Consider the following 21638-nt stretch of genomic DNA (forward strand, 5'->3'; position numbering starts at 1 on the left):
TAATATTGTTTAGATTAATTATTCATTATACAATGATTAATATCAAGAATTTACAGATAAAAATTTGTCCCGTTGATTTTAAATGATGGGTTTGTCAAAAAAAGGAAGATGAAAATTCACTTTTCTTTTTGAACTTCCTTAAAAAAATATATAGCAAAGAAAGGGTGAATGTACACGATGGCTATGATCGAACAGTCTATTCCTGTACCAGAGTTAAAACAAGCAACCGATTATATGAACAAAGTATATGAGGAGGTTAAGAAGAGAAATCCTCACGAACCTGAGTTTCACCAGGCAGTGAAAGAAATTTTCCTTTCGCTTGTACCTGTATTTGCTAAAAATCCAAAATACATGAAGCACGCCATACTAGAAAGACTAGTTGAACCGGAAAGAATGATTACATTCCGAGTACCTTGGGTTGATGATCAAGGCCAAATACATGTGAATCGTGGCTATCGTGTTCAGTTTAACAGTGCACTTGGACCATACAAAGGCGGATTGCGTTTCCACCCTTCCGTAAATGCAAGTATCATTAAGTTCCTCGGCTTTGAGCAAATCCTGAAAAACTCCTTAACAGGCTTACCAATTGGTGGCGGTAAAGGTGGTTCTGATTTTGACCCGAAAGGAAAGTCAGAAAACGAAATCATGCGCTTTACACAAAGTTTTATGACAGAACTAAGCAGACATATTGGACCGGACGTTGACGTTCCAGCTGGAGATATCGGAGTAGGAGCAAGGGAAGTTGGCTATATGTTTGGACAATACAAAAAACTTCGCGGTGGCTTTGAGGCAGGTGTCCTTACTGGAAAAGGTCTTGGGTACGGTGGTAGCTTAGTTCGTACTGAAGCAACAGGTTACGGCACTGTCTATTTTGTAGAAGAAATGTTGAAAGAACAAGGTCTTTGTTTCGAAGGAAGCACAGTAGTCGTATCAGGATCCGGTAATGTATCAATCTATGCCATTGAAAAAGCAGAACAGCTTGGTGCCAAGGTTGTGGCATGTAGTGATTCAAACGGCTATATTTACGATGAGAATGGCTTAAATCTAGAAACAATCAAACGTATCAAAGAAGTAGAACGCAAACGTATTAAAGAGTATGTGGTAGAGCACCCAGAAGCAGAATATGTTGAGGGCTGCACAGGTATTTGGTCGATTCCTTGTGATATTGCATTACCATGTGCCACACAAAATGAGATTGATAGCGATTCTGCTCAAACTCTTATTTCAAATGGAGTGAAAGCTGTTGGTGAAGGTGCCAACATGCCTTCTACATTGGAAGCAATTGATTTATTCCTTGAAAGTGGTGTTCTCTTTGGACCTGCGAAAGCTGTTAATGCTGGCGGGGTTGCGGTTTCTGCTCTTGAAATGTCACAAAACAGCATGAGACTTTCTTGGTCATTCGAAGAAGTGGACAGCAAGCTACAAGATATCATGGCTTCTATCTATCGCAACAGCATGGATGCTGCTGAAGAATACGGTCATCCAGGAAACCTTGTATATGGAGCAAATATCGCTGGCTTCTTAAAAGTAGCTGACGCGATGATCGCTCACGGTGTCATCTAATATAAAGATAAACATATAAAACGCTGTTTTCCTATAATGGAAAGCAGCGTTTTTTGTTTTCCCCCTAAAGCAAAGAGCACATACCCCACTAATTGGAGCATGTGCCTTAATTTTCATTATCAACCCTCTAATAACAAGTCTTCTGGGTCTTCTAATAGTTCTTTTACTTTCACAAGGAATCCTACAGCATCCTTACCATCGATAATTCGGTGGTCATAAGACAAGGCCACATACATCATCGGACGTACTTCAACAGTGTCTTTATTATCTACAACTACTGGACGTCTTTGGATTTTGTGCATTCCTAAAATACCAACCTGTGGTGCGTTAATAATCGGAGTTGAATTTAGAGAACCGAATGTACCACCGTTTGTAATTGTGAATGTACCACCTTGTAAGTCACTTAAACCTAGTTGGTTGTTTCTTGCTTTTTCTGCTAGGCGAGCAATTTCACTTTCAATCCCTGCAAAGCTTAATGTATCAGCATTACGTACAACTGGTACAACTAACCCTTCTTCTGCAGAAACAGCAATGCCGATATCGTAGAACTTTTTAAGAAGAATCTCGTTGCCTTGGATTTCAGCGTTAACAAATGGATATGCCTTTAATGCACCGATAACAGCTTTCGTAAAGAAGGACATGAACCCAAGTTTGACGCCATGCTTTTTAAGGAAAGCATCTTTGCGACGAGCTCTTACATCCATCACAGCTGTCATATCTACTTCGTTAAATGTTGTTAGCATCGCAGCAGTATGCTGTGCTTCAACAAGACGTTTTGCAATGGTTTGACGACGTCTAGACATTTTAATACGTTCTACACGTGGGTCGTCATTTACTACTGGTGCTGCTGCAGGCTGTTTTGCCGCAGCAGCTGGTGCTGGAGTTGCTTGTGCTTGCTTATAAGCTTCTACTCCTTCAACGCGAACGCGACCAAGTGGATCTTTGTATGGAACTTCATTTAAGTCAATACCAAGCTCTCTTGCTCTTTTTCTAGCTGCAGGTGAAGCAATAGCTTGCTTGCCTTTTTCTTCTGCAGTTTCAGCTGCAACTGGCTCTTGTTTTTCTTCTGGTGCTGGTGCTGCCGCTTTAGGCTCTTCAGCTGGTGCTGCTTCTTGCGCCGGAGCACTTGCTTCAGATCCATTTTCATCAAGCTTTGCAATCACTTGACCTACTTCGACATTATCGCCTGGTTGGAACAAGAATTCCTTAATAACACCTGTATATTCACTGTTAATTTCAACATTTACTTTGTCAGTTTCAAGTTCAGCGATTGACTCACCTTTGTTAACGAGTTCGCCTTCTTTTTTTAACCATTCAACAATTGTTCCTTCTGTAATGGACTCAGCTAATTCCGGTACTTTAATTTCGATCATTGCTGATTCCCTCCTTTGTCTATATGCAATGCATCTTGCATGATCCAAGCTTGTTCTTGTTTATGAATATCTGGGTCGCCCGTTGCTGGACTTGAACGCTTCGGTCTACCAATATAATCTACTTTAATGTATTCAGATAAAACGTCCATTAATACTGAGTGTAGAGCTGGCCATGCTCCCATATTCTTAGGCTCTTCTTGAACCCAAACAACCTCTTTAAGATTTGGATACTGACTAACTAATTCCTCTACTTCTTTCTTAGGGAATGGATACAGTTGTTCCACTCTCGCAATATGCAAGCTGTCTGCTAGTTCAGCAGGTAAGTTAGCCGCTTCTGTTGCTAGGTCAATTGCTACTTTACCCGTACAAAGTATTAAGCGTGTCACTTTCTCTTTCTCAGTTCCCATTCCTGGTTGCTCAAGTAATGGCTTGAAGCTTCCATGGGTTAAATCTGCTAGCGACGAAGCTGTTTGCGGATGACGTAGCAGACTCTTTGGTGTCATCACAATCAATGGTCTTGCTTCTTCGGTTGAAGTAAGCAAGGATTGTCTTCTTAATAAATGGAAGTATTGAGAAGCACTAGTTACGTTCGCCACAATCCAGTTGTTTTCACCAGCTGCATTTAAGAATCGCTCCACTCTACCACTTGAGTGCTCTGGACCTTGTCCTTCATATCCATGTGGTAAAAGCATCACAAGACCTGATTTTTGTCCCCATTTCGCATGACCTGAAGAAATGAATTGGTCAATAATTGGCTGAGCTACGTTCACAAAGTCACCAAACTGTGCTTCCCAAAGGACAAGCGCATTCTCATCTTGAACACTATACCCATACTCAAATCCAAGAACAGCAGTTTCAGATAATGGGCTGTTATAGATGGAGAATGAAGCTTTAGCTTCTGGGATATTGTGTAATGGGATATATTTTTCATTAGTTTCATAGTCATTTAATGCCACATGACGATGGGCAAATGTTCCTCTTTCACTATCCTGACCCGTTAAGCGAACTGTTTTTCCTTCTGCAAGAACAGATCCGAATGCTAGTGTTTCTGCCAATGCCCAGTCTACTTTATTGTCTTCATCCAGAGCATTTTCGCGGCGCTTTAAAATACGCTCAAGCTTTGGATACACAGATAAAGATTGTGGCCATTGTAGTAATCCCTTATTCATACTACGTAATAGCTCAGCATCTACTGTCGTATCGAATTCCGGAATAGCAGATAAAGCTTTTGGCTTCTTAGGCTTCACACGCTCTTCATTTTCGACAAAATCATCATAAATGGCTTGAAGACTTTGCATGAATTCTTCACGTTTTTCTACAAGTTCCTCGGCTGTCATCACGTTCCCGGCAACAAGTTCATTACCATATTTATCAGCAATAACAGGGTGATTTGCAATTTTCTTGTACAATAATGGCTGCGTTACACTTGGGTCATCCATTTCGTTGTGACCAAAACGTCTGTATCCAACTAAGTCAATTAAAATATCTTTTTCAAAACGCTTACGGTATTCATAAGCAAAATGAATCGCGGAAAGACATGCTTCAGGGTCATCTGCATTAACACGCAAAATCGGAATTTCATATCCTTTTGCAAGGTCACTCGCAAAACGTGTTGAACGAGAATCTGTATTATTGGTTGTGAATCCAACCATATTATTGGCAATGATATGAACCGTTCCGCCAGTTTCATAGCCTTTCAATCTGCTTAAGTTTAATGTTTCAGCTACTACACCTTCACCAGGGAAAGCCGCGTCACCATGTATAAGGACACTAATTGCACTTTGCTTATCTTGAACAGGGTATCCAGCTTTTCTAGTGTTGTCCTGTGCAGCACGGGTAAGTCCTAATACAACAGGGTTAACGAACTCTAGGTGACTTGGATTGTTCGCAAGATTAATACGAGTTACATGTTCCTTAGGGCCTTTAAACTTTCGATCAGCTCCCAAGTGATATTTCACATCTCCAGACCACCCATAGTTAATCCCTCTTGAACCTTCAGATGGAATTAAATCTTTGTTTGGTGAATGATGGAACTCGGAGAAAATCAGTTCATATGGCTTGTGAAGGACATGTGCCAACACATTTAATCGGCCGCGGTGAGCCATACCGATCATAATATTGTCGGTGCCATCACTACTGCCTTCTTGAATTAAGCGTTCCAGCATTGGTACAAGCATATCCAATCCTTCGATTGAGAAGCGCTTTTGACCAACGAATGTTTTGTGTAAGAACTTCTCAAAGCCATCCACATTCATGAGACGCTCTGCAAGTTGTTTCTTTTCGTCAGCAGTAAGCTTTAACCCGATTCCATTGATTTCAACCTGCTGTCTTAACCATTGTCTCTCATCTTCAGCATCAACATGTCCAAATTCATAAGCAATGGTTTGCGTATAAACAGCTTTTAAATGTTCATAGGCATCCCAACCGGTTTGAACGGATGGAGGAGCTTCCTCCCAAATATATGTCGCTGGAATATCCATTAATTCTTCTTTCGTGAGGTTGTAATAACTAGGCTCTAAAAAGCTTGTATCTGGCTTCGGTCTAGTGCGAAGCGGATAGATATCAGCTGCTAAATGCCCATATGCACGAATGTTTTTGATTAATTTACTTCCAGATGTAATCGTCTTGATTGTCTTCGGTGAGATCCCCCCACTTACTAATTCTGCTGTTGTTTCTTGCTCATCTGCTGGTGGTGGACCAAGTTCTTCGAAAAGCGCTTTCACAGAAGGGTCTACTGAACTTGGATCATTCTTGTATTTTTCATACATGTCAAAGACATACCCCATATTTGGGCCATAGAATGACTCCCACACATTTTTCCTTTGTTGGTTATCCATTTTGTTGTTAGCCTCCATATTACATTCATACTTTGTAATACTTAATAGACAAATTTTTATTTTATAGAACTATGACGTCTACCCATACTATACCCCATTACCAGTTAATTTCTAGTAAAATGCTTACATTGGAATTTTCCAGAAAAAAGCCAGAAAAACAGGCAAAATAAGAGTCATTATATAGTCATAATTCTGATTAAATATGTTATCCTTATCTTATAGTTGAAAGCAGAAAGTTTCCTTGATATAAATCAAGTTTTCAAAGGAATTTTGCTAAAGAAAAATATATGATTTGGAATAACATAAAGTGAAGTCTCTATTGTAGTACAATATTCCACTTGAAGTAAAGAAACCGTTAGAAAAGTTGTTGATTGATTTACACTTTTAGAACCAAAAGACCGTTTAGACTTCGAACAGGGTAGGTAAACTAAAGTACAACAGGAGTCCGCATTTTATGGGCATTTTGAAAGGAGAAAAAGTGTTCTGTATGATTAGCAGTCCACATGATCCAAGCTATATTTGTCACGTACCTATTTTTCAAGGTTTAAATGAGGAGGAAATGAATCTTTTACAAAAGGTCGTTCAGATTCGTGATTATCACAAGGGGGATGTGATTTTTAGAGAAGGTGACCCTTCTGACACTCTCTATATTATTGGGGAGGGCATTATTAAAATCACAAAAGTGGCAGAGGACGGAAAGGAACAAATTGTTCGCCTCTTATTCCCTGACGACTTTTTTGGACAGTCTGCAATGCTTCAATCAGAAAATCATTATGCAAATGCGGTTGCGATTAGTGACACCGTTATCTATACCATTCAGAAACAAGATTTTTTCAATACATTAGAACGCAATCATAAAATGGCACTTCGATTCATGCGGGCATTAAACGAAAGAATTTATCAAGCCGACGAGTGGATGAGTTTACTAAGCTTAATGGAGGTCGAGCAACGGTTAGCAAGTGTCCTCCTTTTATTCAATGACCGAGTTCGCTCCAAAGATGGTCGTTTTAAGCTTCCTATTACAAAAAAGGTTTTGGCTTCTCTAATTGGTACAACGCCTGAAACCATCAGCCGGAAATTTGTTAAGTTCATTTCAGAAAACCTCATTGAGGTAAATGGTCAAAGGAATATTCATATCCTTGATCTTGAGGGCTTAAAAAAGAAGGCAAAAACATTATAAAGGTGTAGCCCCACATTCGAAAATGTGGGGTGTTTTTTTGTCGCAAAATAAAACGCCCGACCATTTTGGCCGAGCGCTTTTACACCATTAATATGACACATATAGAAGTGGGTTGACTGCGTTTGAGTGCCCTCCACTGTATTGGGTTGGACTATATGGTCCGTCATAGATTTCAAAATGAAGATGTGGTCCCGTTGAGTCACCTGTATTTCCCATGTAGCCAATCAATTGACCTTGTTCTACTCGGTCATACTGACTAACAAAACGTTGATCTAAATGTGCATAGACAGTAGTCATTTGCCGTCCATTGATATAGTGGGTAATCATAATGACATTTCCATAACTACTTTCTAGACGGGATCGTGTAATCGTGCCGCTTGCTGCTGCATAGATTGGAACATTTCCTACACGACCACCTTTTCCAATATCAATCCCAAAGTGCATTTTTCCCCAACGCATTTCAAAACGCGAAGTTAAACGCCCTGTTGTCGGGTTTATAAATGCCCCATTGTTCACAACAGGAGGTGGCGGTGGAGGCGGTGTAGTCCCTTCCGCTTCCGCTTTTTTCCGCTCTTCCTCAGCTTTTCTTCGCTGCTCCTCGAGCTCTTTTTGCTTTTGGTTCCACGCGTTGATTTCCATCTGGATCGCCTTTTCCTGTGAGGCTAATAACTCTCCGACATCCTCCAATGCATGGAGCTCCTCGTGCATCTTTTGCTCCTCAACCTCTAATTGGGCCATTACTTTATTTTGTTCTTGAATTTGACCCTGTAGCTGGACTTCTAACCGATCAAGTTCCTTCAACTGATCTTCCTGCTGCGCAAGCAAAGTTTTAACTTCTTCTTTGTTTTCTTCAAGTTGTTTAATGTCTGATTCATGCTCCTTCATGATTTCACGGTCAGCTTGTACGAACGTAGATACCGCGCTTACCCGATTTATAAAATCGTTAAAGCTTTTGGCACCGAGCAACACGTCTACATAACTAACCACTCCACCACTTTGCTGGAGGCTGCGCATCCGCTCTTTAATAAGCTCGTCCCGCTTGTGAATACGTTCCTCAAGAATCTTCATTTCTGCTTCTAGTCGTTCAATTTCTTCTTTCGTTTCTTGAATTTGTGCTTTTGTACCATCAATTTTACTGCGCGTTTCACTTACGGCAGCATCAAGTCGTTTAATTTCCTGTTCAACACCGACTTTTTGTTGTTTAATTTCGCCAATTTTTTCTTCTTTTTGAGTAATTTCAGACTCTAGCTCAGATTTCTTTTCCTGAACTTCTTTCTTTTCATTTTCTAGCTGTTCATTTTTTTGAATCGCTAATGCAGTATTAGGCATGGCCGTCAATAAACTTCCGAGTCCTATTGATATACCTACTCCAACCATTAGAAGTTTGCGCTTCAACGAAATAGCATCCCCCTTCTACCAACCTAGCAATCTATCATTTTAATGTGTGATAAACATATTCTTCTTTCACCACATCTATCATATTTTGCTATATATTCTCATGTTTTGTATTATAACATAAAAATTTGTCTTAAAACGTCAAAGTAATATTACAAATATATTTCACATTCTATTGAAAACACTGGATTCAGGAAAGATTTTTCGACAAACAAAAGAGACGCACTGACTGTATCTCAAAATAAAAAAACTCGCCTTATTAGACGAGTTTCCTATCATTCTCCGAACATTTATTTAAGACGTTTGCCAGAGCGTAATATGGATCTTTCCACTAGTACATTCATTGCGTCAATACTATACTTCGCAGCATGATTATTTAATTTTATACAAGATAATTCCGTACACGCCAAAATGACTATTTTGCACTTTTCTTTTTCAACAAGATGCATGATCAATTCTTCAAGCTCACTCGAATCAACGTCAAGGTCACTTTTGACATTATTATAAATAATATCCATAACCTTTTCTTGTAAGCTATCATTCGGGGCATGAAGAGTTAGGTTATACTTTTTACAAACATCCGCATAGATTCCGCTCTGAATTGTCCCATTTGTCGCAAGAATACCAATCCTCGTACCTTCCCCAAACCTTTCATGGATATCCTTAATGGTCTCTTCGACCATGTTGATAATCGGGATCTTTGTCATCTTTTGCAGCTCATCGTAAAAATAATGAGAAGTGTTACAAGGAATGGCAATGTTTGCGACCCCTGCTGCTTCTAGCAGCTTGAAATCCTGTTTGACGTCGTTTAAGAACGTTTCACCTGTATTTGTAAGAATGGCATGGGTTCGGTCTGGAAGGGATGCATGATTAAGTATGACCATATTGAGATGGTCTTGGTCCTTATGAGCATCTGTTCGATTAACAATTTTATCAAAGAAAACAGAGGTTGCCTTTGGACCCATGCCACCAATAATACCTAATGATTTTTGCTCCATGTTAACACCTATTTCCTAATTACTTTACTGTCATTGCATGACTCCCTAAGTCCTCATAGCTTGCAAAAAATGCATCTGCCTCATAGGTGATTTGTCCTTGCAATGGATCCATAACATGCACCTTGTCACCTATATAGCCATTTAGGACAACTGAGTGTAAATTTGTCGGTGCATTGAACTCTGTGTTTGTGTCATTAATATTCCAAGAATAATTCACTTTTTTCTCAGTTAAGTCTAAAGTTACCCAAATCACTACAGGGTTCCCCTCTTCAAGTTCCATCATGATTTCCTCACGAGAACTCCCACTTAAGTCTACTGGTTCTAACTTGGCTCCTACCTCATCTATGTAAGCTTGAGCTGCCTTTACAATCGGGGGCGCGTAGGAAAAGAATCCACTCCATTGCCGTGGGTTTCCGGCATATGCCTTACTCGGATCTGGTCCATACAATACATTGTTGACCGTTTTAAAAGGCTCCTTCGGCAAATAGTTATCAGCCAGGTCTAATTTAGAAACGTTATAGCCATTAAAATTTAAAATAGAAGTTAACGAAGTAATTTCACAGCCGTTCGGTAATTCCGGTAACTGGAGTACCTTTTCAACCGGAATAAATACCTCAATTTTACCATTCAATACTTCTCGATATGGATTCGCCTCCTGGGCATACACAGTTGTAAGCCCAGAAAACACACCATCAGTTCCAGAAATCACACTTCTAGCAATTCCCTTAACGGTTTCAACATTCACTAATAAATAAATGACACATATGAGATTCAAAAATAATAATCCCGTTACTATTTTTTTCACTTCTATCTGCCCCTCCCCCCACTCTTAACGTGGGTTCCTTCTGCTGAAATAAAGTTAGACAATTACTAGAAACCATTTATATGTGAAAAAACTGATTTTATAACTCGACGAAAAATTTCTTATACCATACAAGGAATACATAAACCGTATAGATGTTTCTTGCGTAGTTATGTTTTCCTTGGTAATGATCATTAAGGTATCTCATAAGTTCTTCTGTTTGGAAGAATTCTTTTGCAATATCGGATTCGAACATTTCTTTTACAATGTTGTAGTATTTCTCTTCACGGAGCCAGTGTCTCATTGGAACTGGGAATCCTACTTTTTCGCGCTTTGCCCATTCCTCAGGTAGCACTTTTTCTGATGCAGCACGAAGAGCATATTTGGTATCAATATCATTCACACGTAAATCACTAGGGATGTGAGAAGCCATTGACATGACTTCTTTATCTAAAAATGGTACCCGTAATTCAATGGAGTGTGCCATACTCATTTTGTCTGCTTTTAAGAGGATATCCCCTGGCAGCCAAAGCTTCAGGTCAAGATATTGCATTTTTGTAACATCATCTTTCCCCTTAACCTTATCATATACTTTTTTCGTAATATTTTGTACAGAAGGGCCTGTTTGATATTCATCTTTTAGGACTTTTCGAGCATCTTCTTCCTCAAATATTCTAGCTTGACCGATGAATTTTTCCTCAACCGGTTGGCCACCCTTTACAAGGAAGTTCGTGATTTTATTTTGCGGTAGCGCAGCACTGATTCCGGAAATCATACGTCGAATTCCATATGGAATCTTTTCGTATTTTTCTAGCTTTCCAGACTTTTGGTACCATGCATAGCCACCAAAAATTTCATCTGCCCCTTCACCAGAAAGAACAACCGTTACGTGCTCACTTGCTAATTTTGATAAAAAGTATAATGGAACGGATGATAGGTTTGATTGCGGCTCATCCATGTGATATTGGATAGTAGGCAGCATTTCAAACGCCTGATCTGCCGTCATCAATTCTTTATAGTTCTCAATTTCAAGGATATCGGATAAATCCTTTGCTAAGTTCGTTTCATTGAAGATTCCCTCGTGATCCTGGAATCCTACAGAAAATGTTTTATTTGGCATTAATAAAGCCGTGATATAACTTGAATCAACCCCACCTGAAAGGAAGGAACCAACCTTTACATCACTAATTTTATGGTAATTGACCGATTCCTTTAAGGTATTGTTAATTTCTTCAATATAATGGTCAAGCCCTTTATCATCGGCGTTAAAATCAATATCCCAATAAGGCTTGATTTCGATATTTCCTTTTTTGTAGAGCATGTAATGACCAGGCTTTAATTTATAGACACCTTTGAAAAAGGTCTCATCAAGCACTGAATATTGGAAAGTTAAATAAGGCTTGATCGCATCTTTATTTAACTCCTTCTTAAAAGCTGGCTGTTTTAAAAATGACTTAATTTCAGATCCGAAGATAAGAGAGTTATCTGTTGTATTTTGCGTATAGTATAAAGGCTTTATCCCAAAGAAATCACGTGCTAAAAACATGGACTCATTGTTCTTATCCCAAATCGCAAATGCAAACATCCCACGAACCTTTTGTAAAAGGTCCACTCCATATTCCTCATATGCATGAACGACAACTTCACTGTCAGAATCACATTTAAAAATATGCCCTTTTTCAATAAGATCCTCGCGAAGCTCTTGATAGTTGTAGATTTCACCATTGAAAACTAAAACACAGCTACCATCTTCATTGAGCATAGGCTGGTTCCCTTCTTCAGATAAATCAATAATGCTTAGGCGGCGAAAGCCTAAGGTTGCTTGATCATCAGAAAAATAGTTGCCACTATCAGGACCTCTATGAATAATGGTGTCCATCATATCATTTATTACTTGTACTTTATCTATTTCAAGCTTTGAATCAGCAAAACCAACGAAACCACACATAGTTTTATCACCTTTTTATTTTTATAAATTTTCTAGTTGACTGTAATTTGAGTTTGTTTTTTCGTATATTAGCTAGTAGTTCGTTCACAATTTCTTTTTCATTAAACGGAATTTCCTTGTTGCCAATTACTTGTGCAGTTTCATGGCCTTTTCCAGCTAGAAGGATAACGTCTCCCTCTTGACTGTTTTCAATTGCATATTTAATCGCTTCTCTACGATCAATTTCTACATGATATTTGCCGTCTACCTCATTCATGGATTCTACGATTTCTTTCGCGATCACATTTGGATCTTGTTCCTTTGGATTATCTGAGGTGACAATCGATAAATCAGCATATGTAGCTGCAACTTTTCCCATCGCTCTTCTTTTAGCACTTCCATCTTTTCCAGGTGCTGCATACACACCAAAGACTACAATCAGTCTTCCTTTCGTATAAGGTCTTAAAGTGGAGAGTGCTTTTTCCAAACCATCTTCTGTGTGAGCAAAATCGACAACGACCTTTCTACCTTTATCTTGGTAGATGACCTCAAGCCTTCCTCTTATTCCTTTTACATCATTTATTCCTTCTTTAATGTCTTCCAAAGAAATCTGATTTGCATACGCGGAAGCGATAGCTGCTAAACTATTATAAACATAAATGACCCCAGGTATATTGACCCTTATGTTCACTGAACCAGTTGGAGTATTTAATTGATACGTACTGTAATCTGCATAAAAATGAAGATCCGTTGGGTAAATATCTGCTTTCTGATTGATACCATATGTAAGAATGGATTTGTTCGAGTCCTTTGCCCTATCGATAAGTCTTCTTCCATATGGATCGTCTACATTTATCACTAAATGTTCCTGAGCTAAATCAAAAAGCTTTGCTTTCGCGTTAAAATATTCTTCCATATTTTTATGAAGTTCTAAGTGATCAGGCGTTAAATTCGTAAAGATAGCCGTATTAAAATCACAATAGGCGACACGATTTAAGTCTAAAGCGTGAGAGGAAACTTCCATGATGCAATCTTCAATACCTTCATCTACCATTTTTGAAAAAATGCCCTGTAAATTTAACGATTCTGGAGTCGTATTTTTATTTTCAAAATGTCTATTGTTTATTATAGTACCCATTGTTCCAATCAGACCAATGGTTTTTTTTGCCTGTTCAAAGATCGATTTCACAAAATAGGTTGTTGATGTTTTCCCATTCGTCCCTGTAATCCCAATCAAATTTAATTTTTCAGTAGGATTATCATAAAAGTTAGCAGATAACCTAGCTAATGCTAATCTTGTATCCGAAACCTTGATGATTGTCACATAGTCCTCAACCCATATATCTCTTTCAACTATAATGACAGCTGCGCCTTTCATTATGGCATTTTCAATATAATCATGTCCATCAACTGTGAATCCAGAAATGGCAACAAAAACACCGTTCGCTGTTACTTCCCTTGAATCATAAGCGATAGAGGTCACATCTACATCAAGGCTTCCCTTTATTTCGGTATAATCCAGATTACGTAAAATTGATTTTAATTGCATTGTTATCCACTCCAAATTAATGACCTAAACTTAACAGCACTATTTTTTTATTTTCTTTAATAGCTTTTTGGAAATGATGCCGGCATATGAAAACGCAGGCTTCGGATCCTTCCAATCCCATATCGCATATGCCTTCGGTTTAAGGAATGATTTCATAACCTGTGACATCGTTAATTGACCCGTTTTTAAATAACCTTTTATCGCATAGAAGTCTTCATACGCATACCAAAAGACTAGGTTTGTATCATATTCAATCGCCTTTGGTGGTAATGGGTTACCTGTTAGTTCCCGATATGTAATGTATGGGAAATTAAGTCCTACTTTGTAGAGCATACTATTCAAATTAGTAATCCTTACATTTAATTCAATCAAGTAATACTGACCTGTCTCTGAGTCCTTTTTAAATTCTATTTCTACAAAGCCTTTGAATCCAATTGCTTCTAAAAACTTAGAACCAATTTCATAAAGCTCTGGTACGTACTTTTGTCCAGTGTACACGGATGCACCAAAATTGATAGGATATTGACGGTATTTCTGACAGGTCATCCAGTGCGTTACTTTGGCTTCTTGATTCAAATACGCATCAAATGTATACATATGATCATCAAAGCCAGGAATGATTCGTTGGACGATGACTTCTTGATTCGCATCTTTTGCTTTTTGTAATGCCTCATCCAATTCCTGACGGTTGTTTACCTTGAATAACTTCCTACGGAAAATCGATACAAACGTAGGAGAATCAGTAGGTTTTACTAAACATGGAAATTTAATATTTTCTTCTATTTTTTCATAAAAGTTTTCTTCCCCGAGATGAACAGTTTCCGGTACCGCAACTCCGTGTTCTACGGCCAATTTATGTAATTCATCCTTATCCATTGTTTTTGTATAGAGTCCTTGCTCCGTTTGAGGGATGAGATAGAATTCTTTTAGTTCATCTAAATATTCGTCTATCACTTCTACATAGGAGTCATGACATGGAATTAACACCGGTTTTGCCGTTTGCTTTCTTGAATATTCCTTTAAAAAGGCAATAAATTGTTCCTTTTCTTTTCGATAATGGGGTGCAATTACACGCTCCGAGCAATATTTCGACTCTGCTCCGTACGTATTTTCATAGGAATAATCTACGGCTACCGTATGTATCCCTTCTCTACCCAAACATCTCATTGTGCTTAAGCCTATATAATAATTGTTTCCTAAAACAACTGCTTTATTGTTCATTCGTTACCAGACTCCTTGATTTGCTTTCCTAATTTGACTCTTTGTCTAATATTACAATATTGACACAGAATAAGGGGTGTTTCAAGATGAAATACACCTTTATCCCGCTTGTTATTAAGCTGTAACAATTGAAAAATTAAAAACAAAAAATAGAGTACAGTATACATATTTTCGTACTCTAATCCCTTTTTTCGACGCATTTCCCCATTTTTAGTAGATTTGTCATCTTTGTTCTATTATATACTAATTCCGTAGCGTCACTCTTTTATTCCTTAATCGGAAAGCAGAATGTCTGATTACTTGAGCCTGAGCCAGAATAAGTTCGTTCCACATATTGAATTTCTTTATCCGACATTAATAATACGGTAGAGCTTCTCGTCCCATACCCAATTGTTTGAATAAATAATGAAGAAAGAATTCGTTCCCATTCGAGTGAAACGCCTGTATTAGGGAGAAAATTATCATGTGGACGATCTGTGTTTTGAAGTAATTCTAATAGGTTCTCCACTAAATCGTCTCCCTTTAAAATGGTAGAAAGCCCTTCTTTTCCTTTTTTCACTTTCGGCCAGTTTGTATCGAGCAAATGGTTGCTAAGCCCATGGATACCTGGTTTTACTTTTTTAACACTCTTTCCAACATTCGAATAATAATAGAGGTTATCCAGTTCACCCACTAATAGATTATATCCTGGATACTGAGAGTTCGTCTTCTCTAGCTGCTTCATATATTCTGCAATGGCTCCATTGTAGGTAAGCGCATCTTTTACGAGTTTCCCTCTCGATTGTTTGCCCTCTACCATCTCATTGGGTTCGCGATAGTTTGTTAAGGCAGCAAAACGACCAAATGTAGTAACCCCCATCCAGGTTCCCATTTTTTCAAGGTCTCTTCCAGCTAATAGAGTAGGTTCATCCTCCCAGAAGTGTATCGGAGCTGTTGGTCGCTGAAGAAACTCATCCCGGTTTGCCGCAACAATTAATTTATAGACCGGATGTGCTTGGTAGGCGAACAAAATTAAACACATTATAGCCACCGCCTTTTTTACAAATTATAGCATTTGTACCCTGTTGGCGTAAAAACTTAGGACTGGCTAATGTTCCTTTACACAAAAAAGCAAGGGTACACACCCCTGCTTATATGACGATTCTACTTCATTTAAGGTTACATTTTTTAGCTAAATATCCATTCGTACTTTCTTATGAACCTACTGTTTTTGAAGTTCACGAGCCTTTAGTTCTCTTCTTAAAATTTTCCCGCTAATCTTTGTTTTCGGAAGTTCATCCAGCACTTCGATTTCCCTTGGTGCAGCATGAGCGGCAAGATGTTGTTTCACAAATACGCGAATATTCTCCAATAAATCTGCTGATGGACGATAGCCTTTCTTTAACACAATAAACGCCTTTACAATTTCTCCTCTTAATGTGTCAGGCTTTCCAATGACACCCGCTTCAGCCACCGCTTCATGTTCAATCAACTTGCTTTCGACCTCAAACGGACCGATGCGTTCACCTGATGAATTAATCATATCATCGCTTCGCCCTTGGAAGAACACATATCCATCCTTATCTAAAATAGCCAAATCACCAGAGATATACCAACCATTTAAAAAATAGGAATGGTATTTCTCTTCATTTTTCCATACTTCTCTCATGATGGATGGCCAGGACGCCTTGATACCTAGATGACCAACCTCCCCATTAGGAAGTGAATTTCCATCATCATCTAATACCGCTACCTCAATTCCAGGAATGGGTCTACCCATCGAGCCTGGTTTAATAATCTCTGATGGCAGATTGACAATTAATTGCGCTCCAGTTTCCGTCATCCACCAAGTATCATGAATTCTTTTCCCTAATGCGTCCATTCCCCAAACAATGACCTCAGGATTCAATGGTTCACCCACACTTAAAATATGGCGTAGGGAACGAAGATTATATTTTTTAAGTACTTCATTTCCTTCCGCTTTCAGCATTCTAAATGCTGTGGGAGCACTATACCAAACCGTCACACCTGTTTTTTCAATTGTTGAATACCAGGAATCGGCATTAAATCTCCCCCCATTGACCACAATTGTTGCGCGATTTAGCCAAGGTGCAAAGATTCCATACACGGTTCCTGTTACCCATCCAGGGTGTGCTGTGCACCAATAAACATCATCCTCTTTTAAATCAAGGACCCACTTTCCCGTTTGGTACTGCTGAATCATAGCGCGATGTGCGTGTACAATTCCCTTCGGTTTTCCTGTTGAACCACTCGTATAATGAATATTAAGCCGAGCCTCAAGGTCCACCCATTCAATACTATTATTCTCGCTTGGAGTTTCTGCTAATACCTCTACAAGCGAGATTTCATTTTCTTCACACTTTTCTGGTCCTTCCGTAATGAACACCTTTTCTAATGAAGGCAATTGTTGTTTAGGAACTCTTTTCACCAACTCGGAATCCGTGATTAAAAAGCGCCCCTCACAGTCAGAAATCCTGTCCTTAACTGCATCCTCCATGAATGCTTCAAACAGTGGGCCTGCAATAGCCCCTAACTTAATTGCCGCAATCATCGCAATATAGATTTCCGGATTTTTCGGTAAAAAGATAAAGACGATATCTCCCTTTTTCACTCCATACTTTTTCAATACGGTTGCTAGGTGGTCAGACTTATCTTTTATCTCTTTAAATGTAAAGATTTGTTCCTCTTCTTCATTTATATAGTGAAGAGCAATTTTGTCTCCATACCCCTCTGAAACATGGCGATCGATGCATTCATATGCCATATTCACTTGCCCTGTTTCATACCAGCTAAATTCCTGTCGAACCTCTTCCCATGAAAAATTACCGCGAACCTTATCATAATTGTGAAGATTAAAATCTCCTTCAAAAGGTTTTATGAAATCTAATTCTTTTGTTGTCAATTCATCTATCCCCTTTCGCTAACTTAAGAGTTCCAATATTTCCGCCTTCAATTGTGCTAGCTTTACATCCCCTCGAGACCTTGGCTTTGGTTCATCAATTTGAATCGATTGATAGACTTCGCCAGGCTGGCCTTTTAAAACAATAATACGATCACATAAATAAAGGGCTTCATCGATATCATGAGTCACTAAAATCATCGTGGATCTGTATGTATTCCAAATGGTCAACAACAAATCCTGGAGTTGCATTTTCGTAAAAGCATCAAGTGCGCTAAACGGCTCATCTAAAAGCAACACTTCTGGTGCTGTAATTAGCGCCCGAGCAATCGAGACTCGTTGCGCCATCCCGCCGGATATATCCTTTGGATAATGACTTTCAAAGCCCTCTAATCCAACTAGTTTTATATAGTCCTGTGCCTTTTCAAGTTTTTGACTATCACTTTTTAAACCAAATGAAATATTTTCAATTACTTTCAACCATGGCATTAAACGCGATTCCTGAAAAATAACGCCTACTTTTTCATGAACAGATGTGATTCTGTCACCGCTGATTTCAACTGAACCTGTGTAATCGGGGTCTAATCCAGATAAGACCCGCAATAAGGTACTTTTTCCACAACCGCTCGTACCTAAAACACCAATTATTTCACCTTGTTTTGTTTCAAAGCTGATATTTCTAAACCCCGTCGCACCGTTCGAAAAGGTTCGTGAAACATTTTGAACTGCCAGCATTCTTTTTCATCCTTTCACGCCTTTTTTACATAACTATCTTGCCAATGAAGTGTTTTTTCCTCTGTTTTCTTCAAAATGGAGTCCGATATTTTACCTAGAATCGCAAATAGTACAATACTAGCAATGACCGTTTCTGGAGAATAGGAGTTTTGACCAACGACAAGCAAATACCCAATCCCCTGACTAGCCCCCATTAGTTCAGCCGCAACGACAAACATCCATCCCAGTCCTAGCCCGCTTCGAATCCCCACTAAAAAAGAGGGAAGGGATGCAGGCAAGATGACTTTTCTAATTAAATCGAACGTAGAGAAGTTATAAATTTTTCCTACTTCAATCAGCTTTCGGTCAACACCCTGAATGCCAGACACGATGTTTAAATAAACCGGAAAAAATACTCCTACCGCAATTAGTGTAATTTTTGATGGTTCAGCAATTCCCATCCAAAGGATAAAAAGGGGAACCCATGCTAGTGATGGAATCGAACGGAACGCTTGAAGCATTGGATCTAATAAAGCTTCCGCAATTCGAAAATAGCCAACCAATGAACCAAATAGTACAGCAGCTACTACCCCGATAAGAAAACCAAAAAAGATTCGATATAAAGTAATTCCAATGTGGCCCCAAAGACTTCCATCTCCAGCAAATTCAAATATTTTTGCCAGGATGACCGTTGGTGCAGGCATTAGATGCGCTTCAAGGACACCTATATAACTTAAATACTGCCAAACCACTAACAAAATGGCAGGTATAATACTTCCAAGGAGAACAATTTTTACATTTTTCGGTAAAACAAACTGAGTTTTCGACTTTATTATTTGTCTCGATACCGCTTCGCCTTTTATGTTCATAATGCCTCCTCTTATTGCTTTATTACTTTTTTCGCAAATGCCGGATTAATCAATTCTTGAACCAATTTTTCTAATTCGACGTCTTTTTTGATAATACTCTGTGCTTGGAGAACCTTACCCGCTTCCGTTAAAGCCTCAATTTGTGCTTCACCAGGCACTGGATTAGAAAAATCATTACGTTCATTTAATTGCTTATTTGCTACTTCAATATCAATATTTGCGGATTTTGCTAGGATTTCCGCAGCTTCTTCCGGATTTTCTTGCACCCATGTACGAGCCTTTTCGTAAACTTCGATGACCTTTTCGACATATTCAGGGTATTTCTCAGCAAATTCCGAACGTACATTTAAGGTCCCATACGTATTAAAATCAGCGTTGCGATAGAAAAGCTTCGCATCTGTTTCCAATTCAACCCTTGCCATGTGAGGATCTAATCCAGACCATGCATCTACCTGACCAGATGTTAAAGCACTCGCTCCATCCCCATGCTGCAGATTCACAATCTCAACATCTGAAGGACTTAGCCCTTCCTCATTTAAGGCACGCAATAGAAAAATATAAGGGTCAGTCCCGATTGTTGCAGCGACCTTTTTCCCTTTTAAATCACTTACACTTTGAATCTTTGAATCTTTATTTGCCACTAATGCTGTCCACTCTGGCTTTGAATAAATATAAACAGCTTCAATCGGTGCACCATTTGCTTTAGCCATTAAAGCAGCGGCCCCTGCGGATGAACCAAAGTCTGCACTTCCACTATTCAAAAACTCAAGTGCTTTATTGCTTCCTTGGCTAAGAACAAACTCAACCTTAATACCCTCTTCCTCGAATGCCTTTTCTGCCCAACCAAACTCTTTTAATACAAGACTTGTTGGCGAGTAAAAAGCATAATCCAAGACAATCTTCTCTGGTTTTTCATTCCCTTCACTAGCTTTACCTGTGGTATTAGAACAACCTACTATTCCGATAAATAACAAAGCAGTAATCAAAACGGCACTTATTTTCTTCATTTTTTCCCTCTCCCTTTCTACTAATATCCCAATCGGAAAACTGAGAATTATACCAATGTAACTCCAAACCTTAATCCCCATTACGATAGAAAAAGCCCTCTTCAGTAAGAAGAGGGCTTTTTCCTCCTCTTATCTTTCAGGTAATCAAACCTGATGGATTTAGCACCTTTTCAAGGATCACCTTGATGGTTGCCGGGTTTCGTAGGGCCATGTCCCTCCACCGCTCTGGATAAGAGTTCTTTATTCAATTAGTACGTCTCTGTTTTGCTTTATAAAAGGATTATAGTATGTGAAAAATCAAAAGTCAAACACTTTTAAAAATATTTTATTTTATTTGAATATTATTTTAGGTTTTAATCAATCCCCTTATCCCTATGTTTTATCTACTAAAATTAGACCTAAAAATCATTTGTGTCTTATTTGTGAAGCCTATTGCTTTTATTGTAAATCCGATGTATATTAAGAGTGTAGAAAGTTAGTGAAAAACTTCACAAACTAACTACTAAAGCTGGCAGCTAACGCACTCATATTTTTTTACAACAACTTGTGAAGTGTTTCACAAATTAATTATAAGGGGAGATTAAGATGAGAGCATTCTTAAAAGGACCTAAAATGGCAGTTATTTGGACAGTATTACGTGTATGGTTAGGAATTCAATGGATAGAAGCTGGTTTTCATAAAATAACAGCAGGCGGATTTGATGCAGGTGGTTTTGTCCAAGGTGCCATCGCAAATGCAGGTGGAGATCACCCAGCAGTACAAGGCTGGTATGCAGCATTCCTTGAAGGATTTGCCGTACCAAACATTGAGTTATTCAACGTACTCATTCCTTGGGGCGAATTCTTAGTAGGACTTGGTTTAATTGTAGGTTTCGCAACCATCCCAGCATTGCTTGCAGGTGCATTCATGAACCTTAACTTCTTACTTGCTGGTACAACAAGCACCAACCCAACTCTTTACACAGTAGCAATCATTCTCTTATTCGCAGGCGCTGCAACTTACTACTACGGTGTAGACAGATTCGCAGTACCTTACCTTACAAAACGAATTAACGACAAAAAAGCGACAAAAACAGCGACAAACGTAGCGTAACGTAAGAAAGTGTTCCTCCTTCACTAGGGGGAACACTTTTTATGTTTACTCATCATCAATTTCTCCGTCACCTATTTCATCCTCTTCTTCGATTTCCTCAACGTCTTCGCCCTCTTCTGGCATTTCGTCATCACCACATCCCATTAAAAAAAACATTGGGAATGATAGTAATAACAGCAATAGCAACCGTTTCATCACAAAACCTCCTTTTT

At 38.8% G+C, this 21638-nt stretch carries 17 protein-coding genes and 1 riboswitch; of the genes, 3 read left to right on the forward strand and 14 right to left on the reverse strand.

Annotated elements, in window-relative coordinates; translation table 11 throughout:
• Window positions 1–183 precede the first annotated feature (183 nt).
• Complete coding sequence (gdhA, locus tag E1I69_RS06385; RefSeq protein WP_136378800.1) at window positions 184–1563, forward strand: NADP-specific glutamate dehydrogenase; 1380 nt, start codon at window positions 184–186, stop codon at window positions 1561–1563.
• Between the two features lie 119 nt (window positions 1564–1682).
• Here the strand turns inward: gdhA and odhB are convergent, their stop codons facing one another.
• On the reverse strand, window positions 1683–2936 hold the full coding sequence (gene odhB / locus E1I69_RS06390) for a 2-oxoglutarate dehydrogenase complex dihydrolipoyllysine-residue succinyltransferase (protein ID WP_136378767.1): 1254 nt from the start codon (window positions 2934–2936) through the stop codon (window positions 1683–1685).
• Entirely contained in the window at window positions 2933–5773 is a 2841-nt protein-coding gene (locus E1I69_RS06395; RefSeq protein ID WP_136378768.1) for a 2-oxoglutarate dehydrogenase E1 component, read from the reverse strand. The genes odhB and E1I69_RS06395 overlap by 4 nt, the downstream gene beginning before the upstream one ends.
• A gap of 454 nt (window positions 5774–6227) precedes the next feature.
• On the opposite strand from E1I69_RS06395, the gene E1I69_RS06400 reads away from it, so the two are divergent.
• Window positions 6228–6953 carry a Crp/Fnr family transcriptional regulator gene (locus tag E1I69_RS06400; protein WP_136378769.1) on the forward strand — a complete coding sequence of 242 codons (726 nt, stop codon included), beginning with the start codon at window positions 6228–6230 and terminating at the stop codon, window positions 6951–6953.
• 87 nt (window positions 6954–7040) lie between these two features.
• On the opposite strand, the gene E1I69_RS06405 is transcribed toward E1I69_RS06400, so the two are convergent.
• The 11 genes from E1I69_RS06405 to E1I69_RS06455 form a co-directional block, all read right to left on the reverse strand.
• A complete protein-coding gene (locus E1I69_RS06405) occupies window positions 7041–8348 on the reverse strand; it encodes a murein hydrolase activator EnvC family protein (RefSeq protein ID WP_136378770.1) in 1308 nt (435 codons plus the stop codon).
• 290 nt (window positions 8349–8638) lie between these two features.
• Window positions 8639–9346, reverse strand: coding sequence for an aspartate/glutamate racemase family protein (locus E1I69_RS06410; RefSeq protein WP_136378771.1), 708 nt, complete (start codon window positions 9344–9346; stop codon window positions 8639–8641).
• A 19-nt stretch (window positions 9347–9365) separates the two neighbouring features.
• The gene (locus E1I69_RS06415; RefSeq protein WP_161974846.1) at window positions 9366–10151 is read right to left on the reverse strand and encodes a C39 family peptidase; all 786 of its coding nucleotides are present in this window, start codon (window positions 10149–10151) and stop codon (window positions 9366–9368) included.
• A gap of 97 nt (window positions 10152–10248) precedes the next feature.
• Window positions 10249–12096 (reverse strand): asparagine synthase (glutamine-hydrolyzing), encoded by a 1848-nt coding sequence (asnB, locus tag E1I69_RS06420; protein ID WP_136378773.1) that lies wholly within the window; start codon window positions 12094–12096, stop codon window positions 10249–10251.
• Window positions 12097–12103: 7 nt separating this feature from the next.
• Window positions 12104–13624 (reverse strand): UDP-N-acetylmuramoyl-L-alanyl-D-glutamate--2,6-diaminopimelate ligase, encoded by a 1521-nt coding sequence (locus E1I69_RS06425; protein WP_136378774.1) that lies wholly within the window; start codon window positions 13622–13624, stop codon window positions 12104–12106.
• A 39-nt stretch (window positions 13625–13663) separates the two neighbouring features.
• Window positions 13664–14845 (reverse strand): carboxylate--amine ligase, encoded by a 1182-nt coding sequence (locus tag E1I69_RS06430; RefSeq protein ID WP_136378775.1) that lies wholly within the window; start codon window positions 14843–14845, stop codon window positions 13664–13666.
• Between the two features lie 265 nt (window positions 14846–15110).
• Window positions 15111–15866 carry an NRDE family protein gene (locus tag E1I69_RS06435; RefSeq protein WP_136378776.1) on the reverse strand — a complete coding sequence of 252 codons (756 nt, stop codon included), beginning with the start codon at window positions 15864–15866 and terminating at the stop codon, window positions 15111–15113.
• Window positions 15867–16046: 180 nt separating this feature from the next.
• Window positions 16047–17747, reverse strand: a complete 1701-nt coding sequence (gene acsA, locus E1I69_RS06440) for an acetate--CoA ligase (RefSeq protein ID WP_136378777.1) — start codon at window positions 17745–17747, stop codon at window positions 16047–16049.
• Between the two features lie 18 nt (window positions 17748–17765).
• A complete protein-coding gene (locus tag E1I69_RS06445) occupies window positions 17766–18479 on the reverse strand; it encodes an ABC transporter ATP-binding protein (protein ID WP_136378778.1) in 714 nt (237 codons plus the stop codon).
• A 14-nt stretch (window positions 18480–18493) separates the two neighbouring features.
• Window positions 18494–19327 (reverse strand): ABC transporter permease, encoded by an 834-nt coding sequence (locus E1I69_RS06450; protein WP_136378779.1) that lies wholly within the window; start codon window positions 19325–19327, stop codon window positions 18494–18496.
• Window positions 19328–19338: 11 nt separating this feature from the next.
• Entirely contained in the window at window positions 19339–20334 is a 996-nt protein-coding gene (locus tag E1I69_RS06455; RefSeq protein ID WP_136378780.1) for an aliphatic sulfonate ABC transporter substrate-binding protein, read from the reverse strand.
• Between the two features lie 126 nt (window positions 20335–20460).
• Window positions 20461–20570, reverse strand: a riboswitch (SAM riboswitch).
• A gap of 349 nt (window positions 20571–20919) precedes the next feature.
• On the opposite strand from E1I69_RS06455, the gene E1I69_RS06460 reads away from it, so the two are divergent.
• Window positions 20920–21426: a DoxX family membrane protein gene (locus tag E1I69_RS06460; RefSeq protein ID WP_136378781.1), complete on the forward strand. Its 507-nt coding sequence runs from the start codon at window positions 20920–20922 to the stop codon at window positions 21424–21426.
• A 45-nt stretch (window positions 21427–21471) separates the two neighbouring features.
• Here E1I69_RS06460 and E1I69_RS24690 read toward each other — a convergent pair whose 3' ends face one another.
• Window positions 21472–21621: a hypothetical protein gene (locus E1I69_RS24690; protein ID WP_165439146.1), complete on the reverse strand. Its 150-nt coding sequence runs from the start codon at window positions 21619–21621 to the stop codon at window positions 21472–21474.
• Window positions 21622–21638 lie beyond the last annotated feature (17 nt).

Origin of the sequence: Bacillus timonensis (assembly GCF_004799755.1) — a bacterium.
Taxonomy (GTDB): Bacteria; Bacillota; Bacilli; order Bacillales; family Bacillaceae_L; genus Ferdinandcohnia; species Ferdinandcohnia timonensis_A.

Coding starts and splice junctions, on each gene's coding strand:
- E1I69_RS06445 (WP_136378778.1), bottom strand. CDS start 18,479: ATGCTGGCAGTTCAAAATGTTTCACGAACCTTTTCGAACGGTGCGACG.
- E1I69_RS06430 (WP_136378775.1), bottom strand. CDS start 14,845: ATGAACAATAAAGCAGTTGTTTTAGGAAACAATTATTATATAGGCTTA.
- E1I69_RS06400 (WP_136378769.1), top strand. CDS start 6,228: ATGGGCATTTTGAAAGGAGAAAAAGTGTTCTGTATGATTAGCAGTCCA.
- E1I69_RS06410 (WP_136378771.1), bottom strand. CDS start 9,346: ATGGAGCAAAAATCATTAGGTATTATTGGTGGCATGGGTCCAAAGGCA.
- E1I69_RS06450 (WP_136378779.1), bottom strand. CDS start 19,327: ATGAACATAAAAGGCGAAGCGGTATCGAGACAAATAATAAAGTCGAAA.
- E1I69_RS06395 (WP_136378768.1), bottom strand. CDS start 5,773: ATGGATAACCAACAAAGGAAAAATGTGTGGGAGTCATTCTATGGCCCA.
- asnB (WP_136378773.1), bottom strand. CDS start 12,096: ATGTGTGGTTTCGTTGGTTTTGCTGATTCAAAGCTTGAAATAGATAAA.
- E1I69_RS24690 (WP_165439146.1), bottom strand. CDS start 21,621: ATGAAACGGTTGCTATTGCTGTTATTACTATCATTCCCAATGTTTTTT.
- E1I69_RS06460 (WP_136378781.1), top strand. CDS start 20,920: ATGAGAGCATTCTTAAAAGGACCTAAAATGGCAGTTATTTGGACAGTA.
- gdhA (WP_136378800.1), top strand. CDS start 184: ATGATCGAACAGTCTATTCCTGTACCAGAGTTAAAACAAGCAACCGAT.
- odhB (WP_136378767.1), bottom strand. CDS start 2,936: ATGATCGAAATTAAAGTACCGGAATTAGCTGAGTCCATTACAGAAGGA.
- E1I69_RS06455 (WP_136378780.1), bottom strand. CDS start 20,334: ATGAAGAAAATAAGTGCCGTTTTGATTACTGCTTTGTTATTTATCGGA.
- E1I69_RS06425 (WP_136378774.1), bottom strand. CDS start 13,624: ATGCAATTAAAATCAATTTTACGTAATCTGGATTATACCGAAATAAAG.
- E1I69_RS06435 (WP_136378776.1), bottom strand. CDS start 15,866: ATGTGTTTAATTTTGTTCGCCTACCAAGCACATCCGGTCTATAAATTA.